Origin of the sequence: Flavobacterium limicola, assembly GCF_003634755.1 — a bacterium.
Lineage (GTDB): Bacteria > Bacteroidota > Bacteroidia > Flavobacteriales > Flavobacteriaceae > Flavobacterium > Flavobacterium limicola.
Genome location: NZ_RBXA01000001.1, coordinates 76,573 through 100,702, shown reverse-complemented (window position 1 = coordinate 100,702; position 24,130 = coordinate 76,573). Strand labels below are relative to the sequence as shown.

Here is a 24,130-nt window from a genome sequence, read left to right as displayed (position 1 = left end):
ATTTTTAGTAAGAAACGGATTTGTTTTTTTAATTAAAAAAACAAATAAATTTTAGCTAAAAGACTGTTATTTAAAGTATACGATTAATCTGAACAAAGGTTTTTTGATAATAAGGTTCTTTGGTCGAGGAAAGAATTACTCCTTTTGAGGTCGAAGAATGAATGAATTTTATTTCTTCATCGGAAGCTTCAATCACAATTCCAACGTGATTTATTTCTCTGTTTTTATTGGTCTTAAAAAATATCAAATCGCCTTTTTGAGCGTGATCTCTTTTTGGATTTAAAACAACACCAATTTTTGATTGTTGAAACGAGTTGCGCGGAAGAGTAATGTTTTCTGCATTAAAGATGGTGTAGATTAATCCTGAACAATCATAACCCGCTTTAGTTGTTCCTGCATATTTATATTTTACACCCAAATTATCAGCAGCTGCCTCAATTAATTGTTCTGCTAATTGGTTTGTTTTTCTCTTTTCGGATCGAGATAATTTCTCTTTTGGTGCTCCTTTTTTCGAAGTTACAATGGGCGATGTCGATTTACAAGCCGTAAAAAAGATGACAAGGAATAAGAGGAATACAAAACGTTTCAAAAGAGTTTTTTTAAGTTGATATTAAAGTTCGGAAATAAACTGTAGATTATTTTAAATCATTTACAATCAATGTAGCCGTTTTTTCACTAGCTCCAATTCCGCCCAATTGATCTTCTAATAACGCATATTTTTCTAAAAGCGTATTGCGATAGTCTGTTTTTAATATTTTTTCGAGTTCTTCCTGAATGCGTTTTGTATTGCATTCTTCTTGAATTAACTCGGTCACGACTTCTTCATCCATGATTAGATTCACTAATGAAATGTATTTGAGCGTGATAATTCGTTTCGCAATTTGGTAGGAAGCCCAACTGCCTTTATAACAAACTACTTCGGGAACTTTGAATAATGCCGTTTCCAATGTTGCAGTTCCGGATGTTACTAGCGCTGCAGTTGCGTTTCGCAATAAATCGTAGGTTTTGTTAGAGATGAATTTTATGTTTTCCTGAGTGATAAAATTTTGATAAAAAGAAAATTCCTGACTTGGAGCACCCGCAATTACAAATTGATAGTCTGGAAAATTTTTGATAACACTTAGCATCACGGCTAACATTTTTGTGATTTCCTGTTTTCTGCTGCCCGGTAAAATGGCGATAATTGGTTTGTCGTTTAATTGGTTTTCTTTTCTGAAAAGAACCGGATCAACTGTTGGTTGGTTATGAATAGCATCAATCAGTGGATGACCAACAAACGCTACTGGAAAATGATGTTTCTCCTCATAAAACTTTTTTTCGAAAGGTAAAATCACGTACATTTTATCAATATCGCGCTTGATATCAGTTATTCTACTTTCTTTCCAAGCCCATATTTGCGGGGAAATGTAGTAGTGGGTTTTCATTCCCAATGCTTTCGCCCATTTTGCAATTCGCAAATTAAAACCAGGATAATCAATGAAGATAAGTGCATCAGGCTGAAATTTAAGAATGTCTTTTTTACAGATTTTGATGTTGTTAAGAATGGTTTTTAGATTAAAAATCACTTCGATAAATCCCATAAATGCTAGCTCACGATAATGTTTCACTAAAGTTCCGCCAACATTTTTCATTAAATCACCGCCCCAAAATCGGATATCAGCAGTTGGATCTTTTTTGTAAAGCTCTTTCATTAAATTAGAACCGTGTAAATCACCAGATGCTTCTCCCGCAATTATATAATATTTCATGTTTTTTCGATTTGGAATTTTTAAAATCAAACGGATAAAATCATTTTTGTTGCAATCATTTTATTCTGATGCAAAGATAAACTTAAATAAATAAAGTAAGAATCGCCAAGGCAATGACTGCCAAAACAACTCCACGAGCCATAATTTCTTTATTCATTTTGAGTAAAATTCCAAATGCAATCAATGTCAGAATGGATCCCAATGTGATAATTTTGCCTAAATTACCTTGCGATTTCATTATTTGAATTCCGGCGATAAATTTAAACTCCGTAAAAAAGGTTATAAATAGATACGATCCAAGTAGGGTAGTTGCAAACCCTATTAAAAATCCGAGCAATACGTCTTTTTTATTCATTCCATTTCCAGGTGTTAAGTTGTTGTATAGCGTGGTGTGCGGTCAAGTCAAATTGAACAGGAACTACGGATACAAACCCATTTTCTAAAACCCATTCATCTGTATCTTCTCCTTTGTCTTGGTTTACAAATTCTCCCGCAAGCCAGTAATAGTCTCTTCCCTGCGGGGTTTTTCTTTTATCGAATTTCTCCACCCAGATTGCTTTCGCTTGACGGCTAATCCGAATCCCTTTGATATCTTCTTCTTTTAATTTTGGAAAATTAACATTTAGAACTACACCATCTGGAAGTCCGTTTTGTAAAACTTCAACCGATATTTTGCGTATGAAAGATTTTATTGTGTCAAAATCGGCATTCCAATCATAATCCAATAATGAGAAACCTATGGCGGGAATTCCTTCTATTCCTGCTTCAACGGCGGCACTCATTGTACCGGAATAAATCACATTTATGGAAGAATTTGAACCGTGATTCACACCCGAAACACACAAGTCAGGTTTTCGTTTTAAAATTTCGTTAACGGCTAGTTTTACACAATCAACCGGTGTTCCGGAGCAACTGTATTCCAGAAAAGGATCGTTATCTTTTGAAATTTTGTTCAGATATAATGTGCTGTTGATGGTAATGGCATGACCCATGGCGCTTTGTGGCGTATCTGGAGCGACCACGACGATTTCTCCCAATTCAGCCATTACAGAGATTAATGCTCTAAGTCCTGGAGCGGAAATACCATCATCATTCGTTATTAAAATTAAAGGTCTGTTTTTTTTCATTATTAATATGGCAAAAAAAGGTTGGTTTTATGATTTTGATGGCAAATGTAATGACACATAATGGGAATTAGTAAACAAAAGATAAAAATTTGTTATGTAGGTTGATTATAACATAAAACAAAAAAACATTTTTATATCTTTAACAAAAATTTATAGGGGCCTTGCCATTGATGGCATAGTTTTTACCGTAATTTAGATTAAAAAATTGATGAATACTATTCTTAACTTTATGAAAAGAAATTATAAAATCCTCGTTGTCATCTTATGCCTTTCGGTCGTGTTTTTTGCGTTTAATAGTAATACAAAAAAAGATAACGATCCTGAAAAAGATAAATTGCTTTTAGAATTGCTGACTTTTGTGATAGAAAAAGGACATTATAATCCTGCTGTTATTGATGATGCCTTTTCAAAGGGGGTTTATAAAGATTACATTCAGGCTTTAGATCCATCTAAACGATTTTTTTTACAATCGGATATAGATGAATTTTCAAAATATGAAACGAAATTAGATGACCATTTAATGAGTAAGGATTTAACTTTTTTTAATCTTACTTATGATCGTTTGATGAAAAGAATGTTAGAAGGTAAAAAAGTATATAAAGATATTCTTACCAAACCATTTGATTATTCTGTTGATGAAAGTTTTAATACGGATTATGATAAATCTCCGTACGCAATCAATTTTTCAGAGTTAAAAGAAAGATGGAGAAAGCAAATTAAGTTGTCTACTCTATCTTCATTGACAGATCGTTTGAAAATTCAGGAAACTAAAGTTAAAGGTAGTGATGAAACTACAGCGATTGAGTCAGATTCTAATCTGGATAATCTATCAGATAGTAACAAAACTGATAAAAGTGTAGAAAATAGTACTCCTAAAAGTTTTGAAGAATTAGAAAAAGAAACCAGGTTAAATGCTGAGAAATCTTTAGATGAATATTTTGGTTTTATGAATGATTTGGACAGAAATGATTGGTTTTCTGTTTATATTAATTCAATTACTTCCCGATTTGACCCGCATACTAATTATTTTGCTCCAGAAGAAAAAGAGCGTTTTGATGTCAGTATAAGTGGGAAATTGGAAGGTATTGGAGCGCGTCTTCAAAAGAAAAATGATTACACAGAAATTTCAGAATTAATATCCGGTGGTCCAGCTTGGAGAGGAAAACAATTGGAATCTGGTGATTTAATTATGAAAGTAGCGCAAGGTAATGGTGAGCCAGTTGATGTAGTTGGGATGCGTTTAGATGACGTGGTAAAAAAAATCAAAGGGCCTAAAGGCTCTGAAGTACGTCTGACCGTGAAAAAAGTAGACGGAACTATTAAAATAATTTCTATTATTAGAGATATTGTAGAAATTGAAGAAACCTATGCTAAGTCTAGTGTAGTTGATAAAAATGGATTTAAATATGGTGTGATTTATTTGCCTAAATTTTATATTGATTTTGAAAATAAAGATGGAAGAGATGCCGGAAAAGATATTGCTTTAGAAGTTGAAAGATTAAAAGCAGTAGGTGTTGATGGAATAGTTTTAGATGTTCGTGATGATGGTGGAGGGTCTCTTTCAACCGTCGTTGATATTGCAGGATTGTTTATTGAACAAGGGCCAATCGTTCAGATAAAATCGGCAGGTAAGAAAAAAGAAGTGCTATACGACAGAGATCCTAAAATTGAGTGGGATGGACCGTTGGTAATTATGGTAAATAGTTTCTCTGCATCCGCCTCTGAAATTTTAGCCGCTGCCATTCAAGACTACAAACGAGGAATTATTATTGGAAGTAAACAAACATACGGAAAGGGAACAGTTCAAAATGTAATTGACTTGAACCAGTTTGTTCGTAATACTACTATGGGAGATATGGGGGCGTTGAAAACTACGACTCAAAAATTCTATAGAATAAATGGAGGGTCTACTCAGCTTGAAGGCGTAAGTAGTGATGTGGTCATGCCGGATAGATATGCCTATTTGAAAATGGGAGAACGCGATGTGGAAAATGCAATGCCATGGGATAAAATTGATGCAGCTGAATATACTACTTGGAATGATAATGCTAAATTTAATCAAGCTATTGTTAACAGTAAAATGAGGATAGCTCAAAATGGTCAATTTAAATTGATTGAAGATAATGCAAAATGGATTGACAGTAGATCTGAAGAAAATACATACAGTCTAAATATTGATAAATTCAAAGTTGCTCAAAATTCTATTGAAGAGAAAGCTAAAAAGTATAAACCTATATTCGAGTATAAAAATAGTTTGAAATTTAATTCTCTACCCAATGAAATTGAAGAACTTAATAAAGATGCTGTTTTAAAAGAGAAAAGAGACAGATGGCATGAATCTTTAGCTAAAGATATTTATGTTGAAGAAGCTTTAAATGTATTGGATGATTTACAATCTAAAGCCATTACTAAAAAAGGAATTCCAGTTAAATTGAAAAAAGATAAATTAGTTAAATCTTAAGTAGTTTTTTCTAAAAGGTTTAGGTCATAATAATAGGAATGCCCTATGAATTCGAAAGAATCTATAGGGCATTTTTATTTATGTTGCTATCATTTTAAGTTTATGTAACTTTTTGGAGGAGAATTAGATAAGTAAATTGATGCTGTTTGTTTACAATTTAGTTTGCCGAAATGTATCCGATCAAAGACCGGATTTATTGCAAATTACCATTTGAATTTTGGTTGAGAATCAATAATATTCGGATTCAACTAATTGGTAATAAGGTGAATACATTCATTGATTAAAATCGAAGAGTAGTAGTCAATGGTGAGGTTGCTGTGAATTTATTTTAGGTTAAAGTTTCCTAATTACCACTCATTTACTTTATTTGCATCCATTTTTATAAATATAAAAAGCAATATTGTGAATCCCCAAAGACCTGATCCTCCATAGGAAAAGAAAGGAAGAGGTACCCCGATTGTTGGGAAAATACCAACAACCATTGCGATGTTTACAAAGAAATGTGTAAATAATATTCCGGCAACACAATATCCGTATACTCTACTGAATTTTGTTTTTTGTCTTTCAGCGAGATATATAATTCTAAGAAATAAGCCAGTAAAAAGCGCAATTACCACTAATGAGCCAGCAAATCCCCATTCTTCACCCACTGTTGTAAAAATGTAATCCGTATGTTGTTCTGGTACAAATCCACCTTTGGTTTGCGTGCCTTCGAGAAATCCTTTTCCTAACCATCCTCCTGATCCAATGGCTATTTCCGATTGATTGGTATTGTATCCTATGCCTTTAAGGTCAACTGCTCTGCCTAGAAGTATATTGAATCGATCTCGGTGATGCTGTTTGAATAAATTATCAAATACATAATCCACAGATAATACGAATGCAGAAATCAACACTAAAAGAATACTGCTCAAAACGATGTTTCTATCGGCTAATCTTGATTTTAAATGGACGATGATCAGCACTCCTAATCCGATAAGAATCACATACTGGGGCTCTAATAACAGTGTTAATATGAATAAAAGTATTGTAACAAATCCTGTCAATACATACCAACCCGGAAGACCTTCTCGGTATAAAACAATGATGAATATGCTGTATATTAAAGCACTTCCTGGATCCGGTTGTGGTAGTATAAGTAAAACAGGTAGAAAGATTATTGCAAGAGCCTGTATTTGTCTATTGGTATCTTTTAAATTGATTTGAGTGTCGCTTAAGAATTTTGCTAACGCCAAAGATGTAGCGGCTTTGGCAAATTCTGAAGGTTGAATTGTAAAACTTCCAATGGCATACCAGCAACGTTGTCCTGCTATGGTTTTTCCGAATAAAAATAATCCAGCTAGTGTCAGGAGGGAAATCCCGAAAATTATACTGGCATATTTCTCGTAAAACTTACCATCGACAGCAAGTATGATGAATATTAAAGGAATAGTTAAGACAATAAATATTAATTGTTTTTCGTATGTATCTTGCATTGAAGATATAGAGGATGAATAGATATTTAACCAGCCCAAAATAACTAATGCAACATAGATGACTATGCTAATCCAATCGATATTATTTGTTATGCTTTGGTTTTTCATTTGAATTAAATAGCTTTTTTATTCTCCTTAGTAGAATCAATTTTTACTTTCACGCTTGGAATTATTTTTTTCTTCTGTAGCAGAGAATCACTTATTCTTAATTGTAATTTAATAGCTTCTGAAAGTCCACCTAATTTTGCATATCGACTTTGTAAACTTGTAGCCAGAATTCTTTTCTCCAAGTCAACTCTAGTAATTTTTTGTCGCAAATATTTTTCAATCATCAAACTAGCTATTGGACCTGCTATAGCGGCTCCGTAGCCTCCGTTTTCAACCAATATTGCTATGGCGATTTTTGGGTTGTCTTTTGGTGCAAAAGCCACAAATATGGAGTGGTCTTCCAGTTTTGTTCTTATGCCGTTAATTTTAGCAAAATTTTCTGCGGTTCCTGTTTTACCACAAATGTCAATTCCTTCCACTCTTAATCCAAATGCGGTTCCTTGGTTGTACACATCAAATAAGCCACTGATCATTGGTTTGTAATACTTTTTGTCAATTGTGGTAACGTGTTTAGTTGTGAATTTTTTATCGATTTTATGACCTTCAATTTTTTTGATAATGTGAGGCGTGTAATAATAGCCTTCATTTGCAACCGTGGCCATCATATTGGCTAATTGAATGGGTGTCATCAAAACTTCTCCTTGTCCTATGGCATTTGATATGATTGTTGTCCCTCGCCAGCCACCGTTGGGATATACTTTTTTATAAGTTTTAGAATTGGGTACGTTCCCTTTTTTGCCAGTTGGTAAGTCATATCCCATGAACTGTCCTAATCCAAAACTTTTTATGTGATTACTCCAAACATCAACTGCATACGCTGGTTTTGCGTATTTACCAATGGTTTGCAAATAGACATTCGAAAAATAAGCATTGCAAGATCTAAAAATGCCGTTATGTAATTTTACAGATCCAAAAATTTTACAATGACATTTTTGGAATCGACCACGACCGTAGCTAAAACCACCATAACACGAGTAAGTAGAATTCTCATTTACAACACCTTCTTGGAGTCCAACAAGCCCGGTGAGGATTTTGAAAGGTGAACCGGGAGGATATTCAGCCAATAAACCTCTATCGTAAAGTGGTTTTGCTATAGAATCACGGTACAATCTAGTATAATTTTTAGACCTTTGTCTTCCTACCAATATTCCAGGGTCATAAGATGGAGCCGTTACAAGTGCTAATATTTCGCCGGTTCTCGGTTCAATAGCAACAATTCCACCTCGTTTATTAATCATCAATTCTTCTCCATATTTTTGGAGTTCGGCATCAATGGTGAGGTTTATATCTTCTCCCTGAACAGCGATTGTATCGTATTTTCCATCTTTGTAAGAGCCGATTTCTCTGTTGTATTTGTCTTTTTGGATGTATTTTATGCCTTTTATTCCACGCAAAAGATCCTCGTAACTTTCTTCAACGCCTTGTCTTCCTATTAAATCACCGCTATTGTAATAGGGATTTTTGGCAACTAGTTTTTCATTTACCTGAGTGATGAACCCAAAAATATTAGCACCAAAATTTACTTCGTAATCGCGAAGAGAACGTTTCTGAAAATAAAAACCTTCATATTTTCTTATTTTTTCTTGAAAAGCTGCAAATTCACTTTTGTTTAATTGCGATAAGAAAACAGATGGTAAACGTGGACTGTATATTTTAGCTTTTTCAATTTTTTTAATGAAGTCTTCTTTTGTAATATTCAGTAATTGACAAAATTCTAATGTATCTGTATTTTTTACTTCTCTAGGTATGACCATAATATCATACGATGCTTGGTTAGCAACTAATAGTTTTCCTTTTCTATCATAGATGTATCCTCTTTCCGGATATTCGTACTTTTTCTTAATGGCATTGTTTTCTGATTCTAACTTTAAGGTATCGTCAACAATCTGCAAATAAAAGATTCGTATTACAAGCAAAGAGGTAGCAAGAATGATTAAGGAAGGTAATAAAACTTTTCTCATCTTTTGTTTGGCTTAATAAGATATATTGTGATAATGCAGATAATGATAGTAAATACTGTGCTTAATAACGTTCTTACAAGGGTATCCAATATAAAACTCAATTGGAAAGCTTCTAATAAAAATAGGGTAAGGTGATGAATCAGTACTGATAATAATATAAAAGAAAATCGTTCAGGAGTTAAAACATCATTTAGTTTTATTGTTTGATATTCATAACTCAGACCAAATGCAAATTTAAACAAGGATGGTCTGAAATATGATAAAACTAAGCAGGCTGTTGCATGTGCTCCTCCGGAATTATTAAACATATCCATGATAAGTCCAAGTAAGAAACTGGCAATTATCAAGCCGGATTTATTGCCATTTACAGGATAAAGTATGATGAATAATATATAAGGAAAAGGACTGATATAGCCCAAAAAATTCATATTGTTGAATATGATAATCTGAAGTGCCAATAGCAGAACGAATCGGAAAATATTGACTAACAAGGCGCTATTCATCTTTTTCTCTTTTTTCTAAGTTGGTAAGCTCTTCACGATCTTTACTTTTTATGATATAGACATGACCTAAATTTGTCATGTCATTGAATAGTCTAACGTTTATTTTATAATAATTTGTTTCTTTTTCAGTATAGATATTAGCAATTGTACCAATGCCTATGTTTTCTGGAAAAATAACGGACTGTCCGCCTGTAACAATAGTGTCTCCTTTTTTGATTGATGCAAGTCTTGGAACATCAACTAATTGAACGAAGCCTGTGCTTTTTCCATCCCAAACAAGTGATCCAAAATGATTTGATTTTTTAATTTTAGCGTTGATTTGAGATTTTTTATTCAAAATGCTAATTACAGTTGAATAATGGGGGGAAGTGTTGTCTATAATTCCTATAATCCCTAGACTGTTGATTACTCCCATGTCTGGTTTTACACCTTGTAATTCTCCTGAATTTAAAGTCAAATAATTTTCATGAACATTATAGGAGTTATGAATCACTTTTGAAATTAAAATATTTTCATTTTTAACGCCTTTTATACTGTCTAATTTGGCAATGCTTGAAGTGTCTTTAACGTTAAATAAAATGCTTCTAAGTTTAGCGTTTTCAGATGCTAAGGCGTCATTTTGGACTTTTAGGTTAAGATATTCGTTTAAGTTATTGATCCTCTCATAAACACCACCACTTAAGAAATTGGCGGAACTAATCATTTTGCTTCTATGAAAAGAATGTGATTGTATTGTTAATGACAACGAAATACCCAAAAGCAGCAAAAACAGTAATCTATTACTGTTTTTATATATGAAATTAAATATTTGCTGCATTTCCTATTTTATTATTTCAAATTAAGTTCTAACCTTAATACTTTATCAAAACCTTTAAATTTTAAAGACTTTAATAGTGTTAAAAGTTATTATTTTATCAATATACTTTTAAATTTAGGAATGTTTTTGAGGGCCATACCAGTGCCACGAACTACAGCTCTCAACGGATCCTCAGCAATGTAAACAGGTAAATCTGTTTTTTGCGAAATTCTTTTGTCAAGACCTCTCAACATTGATCCTCCACCTGCAAGATAGATTCCGGTATTGTAGATGTCTGCTGCTAATTCTGGAGGGGTTTGAGATAAAGTTTCCATTACGGCATCTTCAATCCTTTGAATTGATTTGTCTAAAGCTTTGGCAATTTCTCTATAGGAAACTTCCACTTGTTTTGGTTTACCGGTAAGTAAATCTCTACCTTGGACAGACATGTCTTCTGGTGCGGTTTCTAAGTCCTCAATTGCGGCACCAATTTGAATTTTTATTTTCTCTGCAGTACTTTCTCCAACAAAAAGATTGTGTTGGGTACGCATATAATATACGATATCATTTGTAAATACGTCACCCGCAATTTTTACTGATTTGTCACATACAATTCCACCTAAGGCAATTACGGCAATTTCAGTTGTTCCACCACCTATGTCTACAATCATGTTTCCTTTAGGTTGCATGATGTCGATACCAATACCTATTGCTGCTGCCATAGGTTCGTGTATCAAGTATACTTCTTTACCATTCACTCTTTCACATGATTCTTTAACCGCTCTCATTTCCACTTCGGTTATTCCAGAAGGAATACAAACAACCATTCTTAATGCGGGTGTAAACATTCTTTTCTTCAATGCTGGTATGCTTTTGATAAACATACTAATCATTTTTTCTGAAGCATCAAAATCAGCAATTACACCATCCTTCAACGGTCTTATCGTCTTAATGTTTTCATGTGTTTTTCCCTGCATCATGTTGGCTTCTTTACCAACAGCAATGATTTTACCAGAAACTCTATCACGAGCAACTATTGAGGGACTGTCAATTACGACTTTATCATTATGTATGATTAAAGTATTAGCGGTACCAAGGTCTATCGCAATATCCTCGGTCATGAAATCAAAAAATCCCATAAGTTTTTTAAGGGTTAAAAAGTTATAAATTTGTGACGCGCAAAGTTAAACAAATTAATGTTTAAAATGACGAGTTCCTGTAAATACCATTGCAACTTTATTTTCATTACAATAATTGATGCTTAATTCGTCTTTAATGGACCCTCCAGGCTGAATTACAGCAGTTATTCCTGCTTCTTTAGCTATTTCTACACAATCTGGAAAAGGGAAGAAAGCATCGCTTGCCATAGACGCCCCATGTAAATCAAACCCAAAAGTTTTTGCTTTTTCAATGGCTTGCAATAAGGCATCAACTCTTGATGTTTGCCCTGTACCAGACGCAATAAGTGTGCCGTTTTTTGCAAAAACAATCGTATTTGATTTTGTGTTTTTGCAAATTTTAGAAGCAAAAATTAAATCCTGAATTTCTTCTTCAGTTGGTGCTGTAGTAGTAACGGTTCTTAAGTCTTCTTTATTGTCAGTTATGTTATTTCTTTCTTGAACTAAAATTCCGTTTAAGCAAGTTCTTACTTGTTTTTGCGGTAATGCTACTTCGTTTTGAACTAATATAATTCTGTTTTTCTTCTCTTGTAGAATTGCGGTGGCTTCTGTGTCGTATTCTGGAGCAATGACAACTTCGCAAAATAATTTATTTATTTCGGTGGCAGTTGCTACATCAATTTTTGTATTCGAAATTAAAACACCTCCAAAAGCTGAAGTAGGATCACAAGCTAATGCGGCTAAATAGGCTTCATTGATGTTTTTTCTTGTTGCTAAACCACAAGCATTATTGTGTTTCAATATGGCAAATGTAGGTCCGTCATTTTTAAATTCATTAATCAAATTTACAGCGGCATCTACATCTAATAAATTATTGTAAGACAATTCTTTTCCGTGAACTTTTTTGAACATAGCATCAAAATCACCAAAGAAAAATCCTTTTTGATGTGGGTTTTCACCGTATCTTAAAACTTGACCGTTAGCAATACTTTGTTTGTATATTGTTTCGTCCGTATTGAAATAATTGAATATTGCAGTATCGTAATGCGATGAAACATGAAATGCTTTTGTTGCCAATAATTTTCTGTCGGAAAGAGTAGTTGCTCCGTTTTGTTCCGTAATCATATCCAAAAGCAAACTATATTCGTCAACCGAAGCTACAATTACGGTGTCTTTAAAGTTTTTTGCAGCTGCACGTATCAAAGAAATACCGCCAATATCTATTTTTTCAATAATATCTTCTTCACTTGCTCCTGAAGCAACCGTTTTTTCAAATGGATATAAATCAACAATTACCAAATCAATTTGAGGGATATTGAATTCTTGCATTTGTTGCACATCACTATCATTGTCCTGACGGTTTAAAATTCCTCCAAATACTTTTGGGTGTAATGTTTTAACTCTTCCGCCAAGAATTGAAGGATAGGAAGTTACATCTTCAACAGGAACTACAGGGATTCCTAAATTTTTTATAAAATCTTCGGTTCCCCCAGTTGAATAAAACGTTACGTTTTGAGAGTGTAGTTTTCTTACAATTGGCTCAAGACCTTCTTTTGAAAAAACCGAGATTAGTGCAGATTGAATTGTTTTTGTTGTGTTCATTGTGTAGTTATAATTATAAAATACAAAAATAGTTTTTTTTGATTATAAATTTCAATGAATTTATGTAACATTATCTTAAAAAAAACTACCAATTGGTAGGTGGTTTTTTATTATGTTTATGAAAAATATATATAGAATTTTACCTTAACGCAAAAAAGTTTTTATGTTAGTATATCTTCGGTTGTTAAAAGAGAGTTTTGGTTTTGCAATGAATGCTTTACGGAACAATAAATTAAGAACCTTACTTTCTTTATTAGGGGTTACTATTGGGATATTTTCAATAATAGCCGTGCTTGCTGCTGTAGATTCTTTGGATAGGAAAATCACCAAAGACTTGAGCAGTTTGGATAAAAATACGATTTATTTGATGAAATTTTCTTTCGGACCATCAGATATTCCGCAATGGAAAAGAGAGCAGTTTCCTAATGTAAAGTATGATGAGTATACTTACATGAAAGGAGCAATGACGAATACAGATCAAATGGGGTATCAAATATTTACTAGAAGGGAATCTATTAAATACGATTCTAAAACAGTTAGTGACGTAAACATAGTGCCTGCTTCTCATGAACTGATTGATATTCAGGGATTAGAATTTGAAAAAGGAAGGTTCTATAATGAATCTGAGGCTAATTCAGGAACTACGGTTGTTGTATTAGGAAACGAAATTGCAAAGTCATTATTTGAGGGTTCAGAGCCTATTGGGAAAAATATACGTTTGTACGGTAAGCGTTTTACAGTTATTGGTGTTTTAAAAAAGCAAGGAGCAGGCCTGTTTGGTGATAGTGATGATACTTCTGCTTTTATTCCAGTCAATTTTGTTCGTCAATTGTATGGCGATAACAATACATCATTAGTAAATGTTATTATTTTTAAACCTCAAGAAGGAGTAGATATGGACGCTTATAAAGGGGAAATATCTCAGAAATTAAGAAGTTTCAGAGGGTTAAAAGCTGGAGAAATCGATAATTTTTTTATTAATGTGTTTTCTGGTTTTACAGATCTTATTGATGGAATTTTAGGTCAAATGAATTTGGTTGGATGGGTGATAAGTGGGTTTTCGCTGCTTGTAGGTGGTTTTGGTATCGCTAATATTATGTTTGTTTCCGTAAAAGAACGAACCAACTTAATTGGTATTCAGAAATCATTGGGAGCAAAAAACAGGTTTATATTGTTTCAGTTTTTATTCGAAGCCATAATTTTATCTGTTATTGGAGGGGTAATAGGACTGCTTTTGGTCTGGGTTATTGCTCTTATTGTAACAAAAGCGTTAGATTTTGAATTTGTTTTAGGGATGGGTAATATTCTCTTAGGGACTGGTCTGGCTGCTTTAATTGGACTGATTTCTGGAATTCTTCCTGCAATAGCTGCTTCTAAATTGGATCCAGTTGAGGCAATTAGAACAGGGATGTAATAATTTGACTCTCGAGTTTAATTAAACAAAAAGGCTTCTAAATAATTATTTAGAAGCCTTTTTGTTTAAATATCAACAAGTATTTCGATTAAACAAACAACCCCGAATTATCGGGATTATTTTATTTATCTAATATTATTGTTCTGAATCAAATCAATGTACAAGTTGATTTTGTCTTTCAATTCTTTTCTTGGTGTTATAAAGTCTAAGAAACCATGTTCAAGAAGAAACTCAGCAGTTTGAAAACCTTCTGGTAAATCTTTACCGGTTGTATCCCGAACGACTCTAGGCCCGGCAAATCCAATTAGTGCGCCTGGTTCAGATATATTGATGTCGCCCAGCATAGCATAAGAAGCAGTTGTTCCTCCAGTTGTAGGGTCCGTACATAATGAAATGTATGGTAATTTTGCCTCAGCAAGTTGAGCGAGTTTTACAGATGTTTTAGCTAATTGCATTAATGAATAAGCTGCTTCCATCATTCTTGCTCCACCAGATTTTGAAATCATTACAAAGGGTAGTTTGTTTTTGATCGCATGGTCAATTCCTCTGGCAATTTTTTCACCTACAACAGCTCCCATAGAACCACCGATAAAAGCGAAATCCATACAGCAAATCACAATATCTTTTCCTTTGGATTTTCCAACTCCAGTACGAACTGCATCCTTAAGTTTAGTTTTCTCCATAACATCTTTTAATCGATCTGCATATTTTTTTGTGTCAACAAAATGCAAAGGATCTTTAGAAGTCATGTTTTTATCTAATTCAACAAACTCATTATTGTCAAATAAAATTTGAAAATACTCTGTACTTCCAATTCTAACATGGAAACCATCTTCAGGACTTACAAATAAGTTACGAGCTAGTTCGTCGGCATCAATAACTTTTCCAGTTGGAGATTTGTACCAAAGTCCTTTTGGAATGTCCATTTTGTCTTCGGTAGCTGTAGTAATCCCTTTTTCTTTTCTTTTAAACCAAGCCATATTTCATTGTTTTTGTTGTTCCAGGTTTAAAGTTTAAAGTTTTGAAATCTTAAACCTGAAACTTTAAACTTTTTATTATAATGTATTCACGTTGTTTAAGTCAGCAAATGCTTGTTCAAGTCTTTTATTGAAAGTAATTTCACTTTCACGTAGCCATTTTCTTGGATCGTAATATTTTTTGTTTGGAGCATCAGCGCCTTCAGGGTTTCCAATTTGAGTTTTCAAATAGTCGATGTTTTTGACCATATAATCACGAATACCTTCCGTAAAAGCAAATTGTAAATCAGTATCGATATTCATTTTTATTACACCGTAGCTAATTCCTTCTCTGATTTCTTCCAATGTAGAACCTGAACCACCGTGGAAAACGAAATCCACTGGGTTGTGACCTGTATTGAATTTATTTTGAACAAAATCTTGAGAATTTTTTAAGATTTTTGGAGTCAATTTTACATTTCCTGGTTTGTAAACCCCGTGTACGTTTCCAAAAGCAGCAGCAATTGTAAATCTAGGACTTACTTTAGAAAGTTCCTCATAAGCGTATGCAACTTCTTCAGGTTGCGTGTATAATTTTGAACTGTCAACATCTGAGTTGTCAACACCGTCTTCTTCACCACCTGTAATTCCAAGTTCGATTTCAAGTGTCATTCCCATTTTGCTCATTCGGGCTAAATAGCCTTTGCAAATTTCGATATTTTCTTCGATTGGCTCTTCAGATAAATCAATCATGTGAGAAGAGTACAATGGTTTTCCAGTTTTTGCAAAGTGTGCTTCTGAAGCATCTAACAAACCGTCAATCCAAGGCAATAATTTTTTGGCGCAATGGTCAGTATGTAAAATTACCGTTGCTCCGTATGCTTCCGCTAAGGTATGAATGTGTAATGCACCAGCAATTCCACCAGCGATAGCTGCTTTTTCACCTACATTAGACAGTCCTTTTCCAGCATTGAATTGTGCTCCTCCATTAGAGAATTGAATAATAACCGGAGCATTCAACTTTGCTGCAGTTTCAAGAACGCAATTGATAGTATTTGATCCTGTAACATTTACTGCCGGAAGTGCAAATCCCTTTTCTTTAGCATAATTAAAAATTTCTTGAACCTGATCTCCTGTAGCTACGCCTGGTTTTATGTTATGTGCCATTGTGTTTTTTTTAGTTATTTTTTTAGTTTTTAGTTTTGCAAAAATAAGAATTAATTAGCATTAGAACGGATAATTTATTCCGAAATTTAAAACTGAGTTTCCGAAATTGTATTCTCGAAACCATCTTTTGCCTATTTCGCTGGATGGATTGTAAGTTTTAAATCCGAAATCAAAACGGATTACAAAAAAACTCAAGTCGTATCGAAAACCAAATCCAGAACCTAAAGCAATCTCTTTTAAATCACTCAAACTAGTAAAACTTGATTTTTCATCTTCAACATTATCAAGTACATTCCAGATGTTTCCTGCATCTGCAAAAAGTGCTCCTTTAAGACTGCCCAATATTTTAAATCGATATTCGGCACTAAGTGCAATTTTAAGATTGGCTTCATTGAAATCATTTGTTGCTCCGCTACTTCCGGGGCCTAAGCTGTAGGGTTGCCAAGCTCTGTTGTCATTGGATCCCCCAGAAAAATAACTTCTTGAGAAAGGAATGTTGTCGGAGTTTCCAAAGGGAATTGCTATTCCAAAAAAACTTCTAATTGCAAATATTTTTTCTTTGGTTAAATCCCAATGTTTGATATAATCAAATTCTGTTTTTATGTATTCTGAATATTCTAAATTGAATATATCATAATTTCCATTTGAATTTTTATCTTGATTAGTGGTTTTTGCAAATAGAGATAAAAGTGTTCCTGCAGATTCTATTTTAGTTTTAAAAAGATAAAATCCTTTGTCAGCTAAGTCTTTTTTAGTCGTCTTTGAAAAAGTAAAACTTGTAGCTAAAATAAAATCGTTCTCAGTAAGTCTCAGTCTTCGCTCTTCAATGCTTTTTATTGTTTGAAAATTTTCGGCTGTAATTGGTTTCAAAAAGTTAGCATTACCGGATAACACGTCATTAGTAAATCCAGCGGTTCCTTTTTCAATTATTAAATCTTTATCAATGCTATTATTAAAATAGGAAGGATTTGTATTGTATTCTTTACCCAAACTATTTAAAGCCCTGTACGAAGAACTATATACATTGAAATAATTTTGTGGATTTAGGTTTCTTACAAATTGAATGTTGAACAGGTCGAATCGGGCTGTATTGTATCTTTTGGGTGTCCAATTGTAAGTGAATGCACCAGTAAAATTTTCTTTGTCTAATCCAATATTTTTTTGTGTGGCGAAACCTAATGCTATTAATGTGGAAGGAATCATGCTTTTGGGAATGATTTTTTCAGTTCTAAAGGGCATGAAAATACGTGGAATGTTTAATTTGAAATCAAGTCCATACTCGGAGACATTAAAAAATTGATTGTTAGGATTGGCTAAATCTTTTGAAGAGCCAATATTGGTCCGACCTGAAATTTCTAAGGTTTCAGCACCGTTAAATACATTTCGGATCGATAAAGAAGGGCTAAATGAAATTCCAATATCCTGTATGTTTGAGTGTGTTACGTCAAAAGAGGCTCCAAAACTGTATTTTTTTCTTGGAGTCAAATATACCTTTGCAATCAAGGAACTTGCGGTAGAGTCTCTTTTATCTACTTCATATTGAACCGATGGGTAATTAAAAATTTTGAGATTATTTAGATATCGAGTCGTTAAAACAGTTTTGTAATCCGCATATAACCCGCCTTTTGTGATGAAAACTGCATTTGTTATAGCCTTAGGTTTGTATTTTAATTTTTTGTGACTAAATAAATTAAAGTTATTGTATGTCGCGCTGTCTGTAAATTTTTCATTTGCCGTACTAGCGGAGTAATCCGTGTAAATGTTTACATCGCTTATTCTATACATTTTAAAAGGTTCTGTTTTACTGGAATCTCTTTCTTGATAAGAATAATTGTTTATGATTAAATTTACATTTGCCTTATTTATTTTTTTGATTGTATCAATATCAAAATTCACGTAATTGGGTTGAAAAAAATAAACACCATTGTTTCTGAAATGTGTGGTGATTCGATTTTTTTCGTTCTCAAAATCTTCAGTTTTGTATTGTTTTCCGGATTTAATAAAACTATTGTTTTTCTCAATCGCATACAATGAGTCTAAAACTGGGGTTGAAATAGTAGTGTTTAATGAGTCTAAAAAATAAGGTTCTCCCGTTGTAATCACATAATTTATCTTGGCCTTTTTTGCTTTTAAACTGTCTACTTTATATGTAGCTTTTACATTAAAAAAGCCATTATTGAAATAATAGTATCTCAAGCGTAATATGGATTTATCCGTTTTTGCATTGTCGATGATGACCGGAGGTTCTCCTGTGCTTTTTAAAAAATCATGAATGCCTTTGTACCAAAAAGATTTGCCTAATCTGTCCACTTGTTTTGCCGATAACCATTTGGACATTTGTTCATGTTTTTTTGGATTATTTGTGAATTTTGCCTGATAGGTAGAGTCTGGATTCAGATTGGCTAAATTGTATAAATTCAATCGTAGGCGGTAGCCAAGCAACTTGCTATTGGGTTTTTGATACAATTGATTGAACACATTTTCTTCGCTTGTTTTTTTGTTATTTACTAGAATTTCGTTTTTTGTAAGCAGGTGTTTGCCATCAGGAACTCTTTTTACAGCGTTACAAGCGGAAATTAGTATTGCAATTAGAATAAATGCTGTTATTTTTGTGGAAACTTTTTTCAATTGTTCTATAATATTTAATTCAAAAGTACATTATTTTATGGTTAGTAAAAACCAAATAAAGCTTATAACGAGTTTACAGCAAAAAAAATATCGAACCGCTAATAAATTATTTTTTGCCGAAGGTGTAAAAGTGATTCGCGAACTACTGGAATCTAATTTTGTGTTGGAACATTTGTATTCAACTCAAAATGATTTTGAGGAAGTTTCCAATGAAAGAAAAACAATTATTGACGATGCCGATTTAAAAAAAATAAGTGCTTTGTCGACCGCAAACTCCTGTTTGGCAGTGTTTAAAATGCCAGATGAAAAACAAATCGCCCAAAAAGGTTTGATTTTAGCACTTGATTCCATCCGTGATCCGGGAAACTTAGGGACCATATTGCGATTGTGTGATTGGTTTGGTATTAGACAGGTTTTGTGTACAAAAGAAACCGTTGATCTTTACAACCCAAAAGTGGTTCAGGCAACAATGGGTTCAATAGCTAGAGTTAATGTGAATTATGTTGATTTGAATGTGTTTGTGGCTCAAACAAAACTTCCTGTGTATGGAACTTTTATGGATGGGGCGAATATATATAAATCTACATTGCCAACAGAAGGAGTTATTGTTATGGGTAATGAAGCTAATGGAATTTCAATGGGACTGGAAGAGCTAATTTCAAACCGACTTACAATTCCTCGTTTTGGAGAGCTGCAAAAAACGGAAAGTTTAAATGTAGCGACTGCTACGGCTATAATTCTAAGTGAGTTTCGAAGAAATTCTTAATTTAAATTCTTTATCAAGGACAAATTTTCTCTTTTTAATGAAAAGTAAAATTTATGAATACCGCTCTCGTTTTCATAGATTCAATGTTGCCAGTCCAAGGGCTGTTTGGATCTTTGTCCCTGATTAGTTCATCATTTAATCCAAAAACACCTCTTACCGAAGGAGAAAAGATGAAATACTCTGAAAAAAGATCGATTCCAAATCCCAACTCATAATTTGTAGTCCAAGATTTCACCCTAAATCGTTGTTCTAAATTATCATCCTTAGATTTAGAATTACTGGATAAATTTAAGGTTGCTGATGCGCCTCCCAAAAGGAATGGACGAATATTTCCTGTTCTCAATGATGAAAATTTTAATAAAAGAGGGAAATTAATATACGTACTATTGACCTCTCTTAATCTGTTTGATGATGTGAAGGGAACATTTGTTGTGCTAAAGTAGCTTTCATCATAATTTAAATCTCTTTTAGTATAATATAATCCAGGTTCAAAACGAAGATTTATGTATTCGTGCAGTCTTAAATCAGTAACAAGTCCTACATTAAAACCGGTAGTTTTATTGACAAGGATATCGGGTGATTCAGTTTTATAATCAATCTTAAAATCGTAAGAATTGAATCCTAAATAAAATCCAAAATGTAATTTTTGCTTTTGGAAATTTTCTAAATTAATAATGGGGTCTTTACTAAATATATTTTTAGTAAACTGAGGATATCCCTTTGTTATTAAGGAAAGTAAAAGTAAGACAAAAATTTTTTTCATATGCATGCTGAAAATTTCCAGTATTATTTTTTTGAAGCTGAATAAATAGTAGCAACGCCAAAAGTTTGGGGTAATGCTACAACATCTATAAACCCAATTTTTCTCAAAATATTGTTTAATGCTTCGCCATAAGGAAATGCAGCTGCTGATTCAGACAAATACCCGTAAGCAACATTGTCTTTTGAGAATATTTTGCCAATGATTGGAAGTATATTTTTAGAATAAAAATTGTATCCTTGTTTATAAGGTGTTTTGTCCGGAACTGAAGTTTCTAAAATCACAAAAACGCCATTTGGCTTTAGAACTCTTAAAATCTCAGCTAATCCTTTTTCTAATGTTTCAAAATTACGGACACCAAAAGCAACTGTGATTGCATCAAAGTAGTTGTCTTCAAAAGGCATGTTTTCGGAATCTCCTAAAATCATTTCAATAGTGCCAGATAAATTTTTTGCAGCGATTTTTTTTTCTCCCACATCCAGCATTCCAGCCGAAATATCTAAACCAATAATTTTTTCAGCATTGGTTTGTGCCATCAAAATAGCTAAGTCACCAGTTCCTGTAGCAATATCCAAAATTATTTTCGGATTGGATTTGGCAACCATTTGCAATACTTTTTTACGCCATTTTATATCTATACCGAAAGAGATGACACGATTAAGATTGTCATAATTTCCTGAAATAGTGTCGAACATTTGCGCAACTTGTTCTTTTTTGCCTAAGGCAGAATTTTTATAGGGAGTTATCTTTTCTGACATTTTTTTAATTTGTACAAATATAGGACAAACTTGATGAACTAAAAATGAGTTTCAAAAATTTGAATCGAGTTTTATTTCTTTTAAAAAATAAAAAATGCTTTTATTTGAAATATCACTAAAAGTGGGTATTGCAACGCCAGTTTTTATTGTACAAATTTGTGTTCAAGAAATAACCATATTAAATGATTAAAAGAGAGTCAGTGAACCAAATCAAATGGATGTTTTTAGTGCTAATCATCTCATTTGTTCTTGTTAGCTGTTTTGAAAATACTGTTTTACAAAACTGTATTGTATTTAAAGCGCAACACACGTTCTTAGGATTAAATTTGTTTTTGGAAATTTTAATTTTTTTCGTCTTTAGTACCTTCGTGGTATTTGGTATTAAAGGCTTTTTTGAGATGTATTCTCAAAAAACATCAAATATTATAATCTCCATTTCTGGAGTGTTATTAGTATTTGTAATTTTTATTTTATGTTATCAAATACTCTTTCAAGAGTAGTTCATTTCTCCTAATCATGGTTAAAAAAAACATCCCGTAAAAAGGATGTTTTTTTGTTTTATTTTCTAGTGAAAGTCTGATAAGTATAGTCGTAAAGATGTTTTTCATCCTTTTCATTGAATTCGGATAGTATTATCTTCCATTCGTTAGGATCTATTTCAGGAAAATAAGCGTCCGCTTCAAAGTCACGGTGTACTCGTGTAATTTCTATTTTATCAGTATAAGGAAGTCCTATGTTGTAAATTTCTCCACCACCTATTATAAATGAGGTTTCATCTTTGGGGCAAATTTCAAGTGCTTTTTCCATGCTGTCAACAATCATACATCCTTCAGCTTGATATTCTTTTTGTCTGGTGATGATGATATGGGTTCTGTTAGGTAATGGTTTGGGGAAACTTTCAAATGTTTTTCTTCCCATTATGATATGATGCCCGGAAGTCAGTGCTTTGAATCTTTTGAAATCATTTGGCAAATGCCAGACTAATTTATTGCCTTTCCCAAGTGCATTATTTTCGGCAACAGCCGCAATCATTATTATCATAATTATTATTTGCTATTGTTTAAGTTCGTCATTAGCTACTTGTGTTTGCAATTGATCTACTTTCTTTTTTTGCAAAGCGACAAGACGGTCTATTTGTTCTCTTTCCCAATCTTTATTCATAAATCGGTCTGTGATGAAAATTTTTATAAAATGAAGAATAAATAGGAACAGCCAGATTGTAATGATCCAAAGATACCAATCAGTAACTACAGTGCTATCAAGGAAATTATGGGCAACAAATAAGAGCAAACTTCCTAGAACGAAAAGAACAAAATGATAATACAGTCGTTTCTTTTGTTTTATTCTTCTTCTTGCATATTCATATTGTTCGTGTAATTCTTTTTCCATCAATCTTATTTTAGTTTATAAAGGTAAAATTTATTTTGCAAAGTCACTGTTTTGACTCTGTATTATTTTGGAAGAAAACGTTTTCTGATTTTTGAATAGTAAAATTTATAAGGTTTAAATTATTTAATTTGCCAAAAATTAACATTGTTTACTGTATTTCATTAAATCTTTACTTTGGCTATTGAAACTCCAATATGTTTCGTTTACTTTGTTTTATAAATCTATAAATGAATTAGTTATGGCAATTAAGAAGCAATTTATAAAAACAAAACCAGTTTGTAAAGTTACTTTTTCGGTAGTGGCAAAAGAAGCAAGTCAAGCTTCTGTTGTTGGCGATTTCAACAATTGGAATGTTGCTGAAGGTGCTTTAAGCAAATTGAAAAATGGTACTTTTAAAGGGGTGTTCGATGTAAAAAAAGATTCAGCCTACGAATTTAAATATGTAATTGACGGTACGTTTGTCAATGAACCGGAAGCAGATTCTTTCAAATGGAATGAGTTTGCAGGAAATGAAAACGGTGTTTTAGTAGTATAGCTAAAACACCGTTTTTTATTGCATTATACTGCGACACTACCTTTTATCAAGGCATGCGGTTCATATCCTTCTAGAGTAAAATCGTCAAAATCGAATGCGAAGAGGTCTTTTATATTAGGATTCAAAATCATTTTAGGTAATGGTTTTGGCTCACGTGACAACTGCAATTCGAGTTGTTCAAAATGGTTGTTGTAAATGTGTGCGTCGCCAAAAGTGTGAATGAATTCCCCGGGTTGCAAGTCGCAAACCTGTGCAATCATCATCGTGAGTAATGCGTACGAAGCAATATTAAAAGGAACACCTAAGAAAATATCAGCACTACGTTGGTACAATTGACACGATAACTTACCATCAGAAACATAAAACTGAAAGAAGGCGTGACAAGGAGGCAAAGCGGCTTTATTGTTGCTAACATTTTCGTCAAATGATTTTGTAGTATCAGGAAGTACCGAAGGATTCCATGCCGAAACCAACATTCTGCGGCTGTTAGGATTGGTTTTTAACTCTTTAATTAATTCGGAGATTTGGTCAATTTCTTCACTATTCCAGTTGCGCCATTGGTGTCCGTAAACAGGTCCTAAGTCACCATTTGCATCAGCCCAAGCATCCCAAATTTTAACTCCGTTTTCTTGAAGATATTTGATATTGGTATCGCCTTTTAAAAACCAAAGCAATTCATAAATAATAGATTTTAAGTGCAGTTTTTTGGTGGTAACCATCGGGAAACCGTCATTCAAGTCGAAACGCATTTGGTATCCAAAGACACTTTTTGTTCCTGTTCCTGTCCGATCTCCTTTTTGACAACCGTTTTCCATCACGTGTTGCACTAAATCTAAATATTGCTTCATTTTTGGTTGG

22 protein-coding genes are annotated in these 24,130 nt (G+C 33.1%); 4 read left to right on the top strand and 18 right to left on the bottom strand.

Features of this window, described 5'->3' with window-relative positions; all coding sequences use genetic code 11:
* Positions 1 to 70: 70 nt before the first annotated feature.
* From BC952_RS00445 to surE, 4 genes are all read right to left on the bottom strand, one after another.
* Positions 71 to 589 (bottom strand): C40 family peptidase, encoded by a 519-nt coding sequence (locus BC952_RS00445; protein WP_121363770.1) that lies wholly within the window; start codon positions 587 to 589, stop codon positions 71 to 73.
* Positions 590 to 635: 46 nt separating this feature from the next.
* Entirely contained in the window at positions 636 to 1,748 is a 1,113-nt protein-coding gene (gene lpxB / locus BC952_RS00440) for a lipid-A-disaccharide synthase (protein ID WP_121364891.1), read from the bottom strand.
* 82 nt (positions 1,749 to 1,830) lie between these two features.
* Positions 1,831 to 2,103, bottom strand: a complete 273-nt coding sequence (locus BC952_RS00435; RefSeq protein ID WP_121363769.1) for a hypothetical protein — start codon at positions 2,101 to 2,103, stop codon at positions 1,831 to 1,833.
* A complete protein-coding gene (gene surE, locus BC952_RS00430; protein ID WP_121363767.1) occupies positions 2,096 to 2,875 on the bottom strand; it encodes a 5'/3'-nucleotidase SurE in 780 nt (259 codons plus the stop codon). Before surE ends, BC952_RS00435 begins: the two co-directional genes overlap by 8 nt.
* 208 nt (positions 2,876 to 3,083) lie before the next feature.
* Between surE and BC952_RS00425 the strand changes: the two genes are divergently transcribed.
* Positions 3,084 to 5,336 carry a carboxy terminal-processing peptidase gene (locus tag BC952_RS00425; protein ID WP_121363766.1) on the top strand — a complete coding sequence of 751 codons (2,253 nt, stop codon included), beginning with the start codon at positions 3,084 to 3,086 and terminating at the stop codon, positions 5,334 to 5,336.
* Positions 5,337 to 5,683: 347 nt separating this feature from the next.
* Here the strand turns inward: BC952_RS00425 and rodA are convergent, their stop codons facing one another.
* The 6 genes from rodA to purH all read right to left on the bottom strand — a co-directional run bounded on the left by rodA (position 5,684) and on the right by purH (position 12,899).
* Positions 5,684 to 6,919, bottom strand: coding sequence for a rod shape-determining protein RodA (gene rodA / locus BC952_RS00420; protein ID WP_121363764.1), 1,236 nt, complete (start codon positions 6,917 to 6,919; stop codon positions 5,684 to 5,686).
* Between the two features lie 5 nt (positions 6,920 to 6,924).
* On the bottom strand, positions 6,925 to 8,880 hold the full coding sequence (gene mrdA, locus BC952_RS00415) for a penicillin-binding protein 2 (protein ID WP_121363763.1): 1,956 nt from the start codon (positions 8,878 to 8,880) through the stop codon (positions 6,925 to 6,927).
* Positions 8,877 to 9,383, bottom strand: a complete 507-nt coding sequence (locus tag BC952_RS14975; protein WP_121363761.1) for a rod shape-determining protein MreD — start codon at positions 9,381 to 9,383, stop codon at positions 8,877 to 8,879. The genes mrdA and BC952_RS14975 overlap by 4 nt, the downstream gene beginning before the upstream one ends.
* A complete protein-coding gene (mreC, locus tag BC952_RS00405; protein ID WP_091173131.1) occupies positions 9,376 to 10,200 on the bottom strand; it encodes a rod shape-determining protein MreC in 825 nt (274 codons plus the stop codon). The genes BC952_RS14975 and mreC overlap by 8 nt, the downstream gene beginning before the upstream one ends.
* An 89-nt stretch (positions 10,201 to 10,289) precedes the next feature.
* On the bottom strand, positions 10,290 to 11,318 hold the full coding sequence (locus tag BC952_RS00400) for a rod shape-determining protein (protein ID WP_091173134.1): 1,029 nt from the start codon (positions 11,316 to 11,318) through the stop codon (positions 10,290 to 10,292).
* A gap of 54 nt (positions 11,319 to 11,372) precedes the next feature.
* Positions 11,373 to 12,899, bottom strand: a complete 1,527-nt coding sequence (gene purH, locus BC952_RS00395; protein WP_121363760.1) for a bifunctional phosphoribosylaminoimidazolecarboxamide formyltransferase/IMP cyclohydrolase — start codon at positions 12,897 to 12,899, stop codon at positions 11,373 to 11,375.
* Between the two features lie 163 nt (positions 12,900 to 13,062).
* On the opposite strand from purH, the gene BC952_RS00390 reads away from it, so the two are divergent.
* Entirely contained in the window at positions 13,063 to 14,313 is a 1,251-nt protein-coding gene (locus BC952_RS00390) for an ABC transporter permease (RefSeq protein WP_121363759.1), read from the top strand.
* 125 nt (positions 14,314 to 14,438) lie between these two features.
* Here BC952_RS00390 and accD read toward each other — a convergent pair whose 3' ends face one another.
* The 3 genes from accD to tamL all read right to left on the bottom strand — a co-directional run bounded on the left by accD (position 14,439) and on the right by tamL (position 19,064).
* On the bottom strand, positions 14,439 to 15,293 hold the full coding sequence (gene accD / locus BC952_RS00385; protein ID WP_121363757.1) for an acetyl-CoA carboxylase, carboxyltransferase subunit beta: 855 nt from the start codon (positions 15,291 to 15,293) through the stop codon (positions 14,439 to 14,441).
* Positions 15,294 to 15,368: 75 nt separating this feature from the next.
* Complete coding sequence (gene fbaA / locus BC952_RS00380; protein ID WP_121363756.1) at positions 15,369 to 16,436, bottom strand: class II fructose-bisphosphate aldolase; 1,068 nt, start codon at positions 16,434 to 16,436, stop codon at positions 15,369 to 15,371.
* 60 nt (positions 16,437 to 16,496) lie between these two features.
* Positions 16,497 to 19,064: a translocation and assembly module lipoprotein TamL gene (gene tamL, locus BC952_RS00375; RefSeq protein WP_121363754.1), complete on the bottom strand. Its 2,568-nt coding sequence runs from the start codon at positions 19,062 to 19,064 to the stop codon at positions 16,497 to 16,499.
* 37 nt (positions 19,065 to 19,101) lie between these two features.
* Here tamL and BC952_RS00370 point away from each other — a divergent pair, with 37 nt between their 5' ends.
* Positions 19,102 to 19,830 carry a TrmH family RNA methyltransferase gene (locus BC952_RS00370; protein ID WP_121364890.1) on the top strand — a complete coding sequence of 243 codons (729 nt, stop codon included), beginning with the start codon at positions 19,102 to 19,104 and terminating at the stop codon, positions 19,828 to 19,830.
* 34 nt (positions 19,831 to 19,864) lie between these two features.
* On the opposite strand, the gene porT is transcribed toward BC952_RS00370, so the two are convergent.
* From porT to BC952_RS00345, 4 genes are all read right to left on the bottom strand, one after another.
* Positions 19,865 to 20,593: a type IX secretion/gliding motility protein PorT/SprT gene (gene porT, locus BC952_RS00365; RefSeq protein WP_121364889.1), complete on the bottom strand. Its 729-nt coding sequence runs from the start codon at positions 20,591 to 20,593 to the stop codon at positions 19,865 to 19,867.
* Positions 20,594 to 20,616: 23 nt separating this feature from the next.
* On the bottom strand, positions 20,617 to 21,348 hold the full coding sequence (ubiE, locus tag BC952_RS00360; protein ID WP_121363753.1) for a bifunctional demethylmenaquinone methyltransferase/2-methoxy-6-polyprenyl-1,4-benzoquinol methylase UbiE: 732 nt from the start codon (positions 21,346 to 21,348) through the stop codon (positions 20,617 to 20,619).
* Positions 21,349 to 21,906: 558 nt separating this feature from the next.
* The gene (locus BC952_RS00350) at positions 21,907 to 22,389 is read right to left on the bottom strand and encodes a dihydrofolate reductase (protein WP_121363751.1); all 483 of its coding nucleotides are present in this window, start codon (positions 22,387 to 22,389) and stop codon (positions 21,907 to 21,909) included.
* Positions 22,390 to 22,401: 12 nt separating this feature from the next.
* Entirely contained in the window at positions 22,402 to 22,737 is a 336-nt protein-coding gene (locus BC952_RS00345; protein WP_091173158.1) for a 2TM domain-containing protein, read from the bottom strand.
* A gap of 238 nt (positions 22,738 to 22,975) precedes the next feature.
* On the opposite strand from BC952_RS00345, the gene BC952_RS00340 reads away from it, so the two are divergent.
* Positions 22,976 to 23,272: an isoamylase early set domain-containing protein gene (locus BC952_RS00340; protein WP_121363749.1), complete on the top strand. Its 297-nt coding sequence runs from the start codon at positions 22,976 to 22,978 to the stop codon at positions 23,270 to 23,272.
* Positions 23,273 to 23,295: 23 nt separating this feature from the next.
* Here BC952_RS00340 and BC952_RS00335 read toward each other — a convergent pair whose 3' ends face one another.
* A complete protein-coding gene (locus BC952_RS00335; protein WP_121363747.1) occupies positions 23,296 to 24,120 on the bottom strand; it encodes a thymidylate synthase in 825 nt (274 codons plus the stop codon).
* Positions 24,121 to 24,130 lie beyond the last annotated feature (10 nt).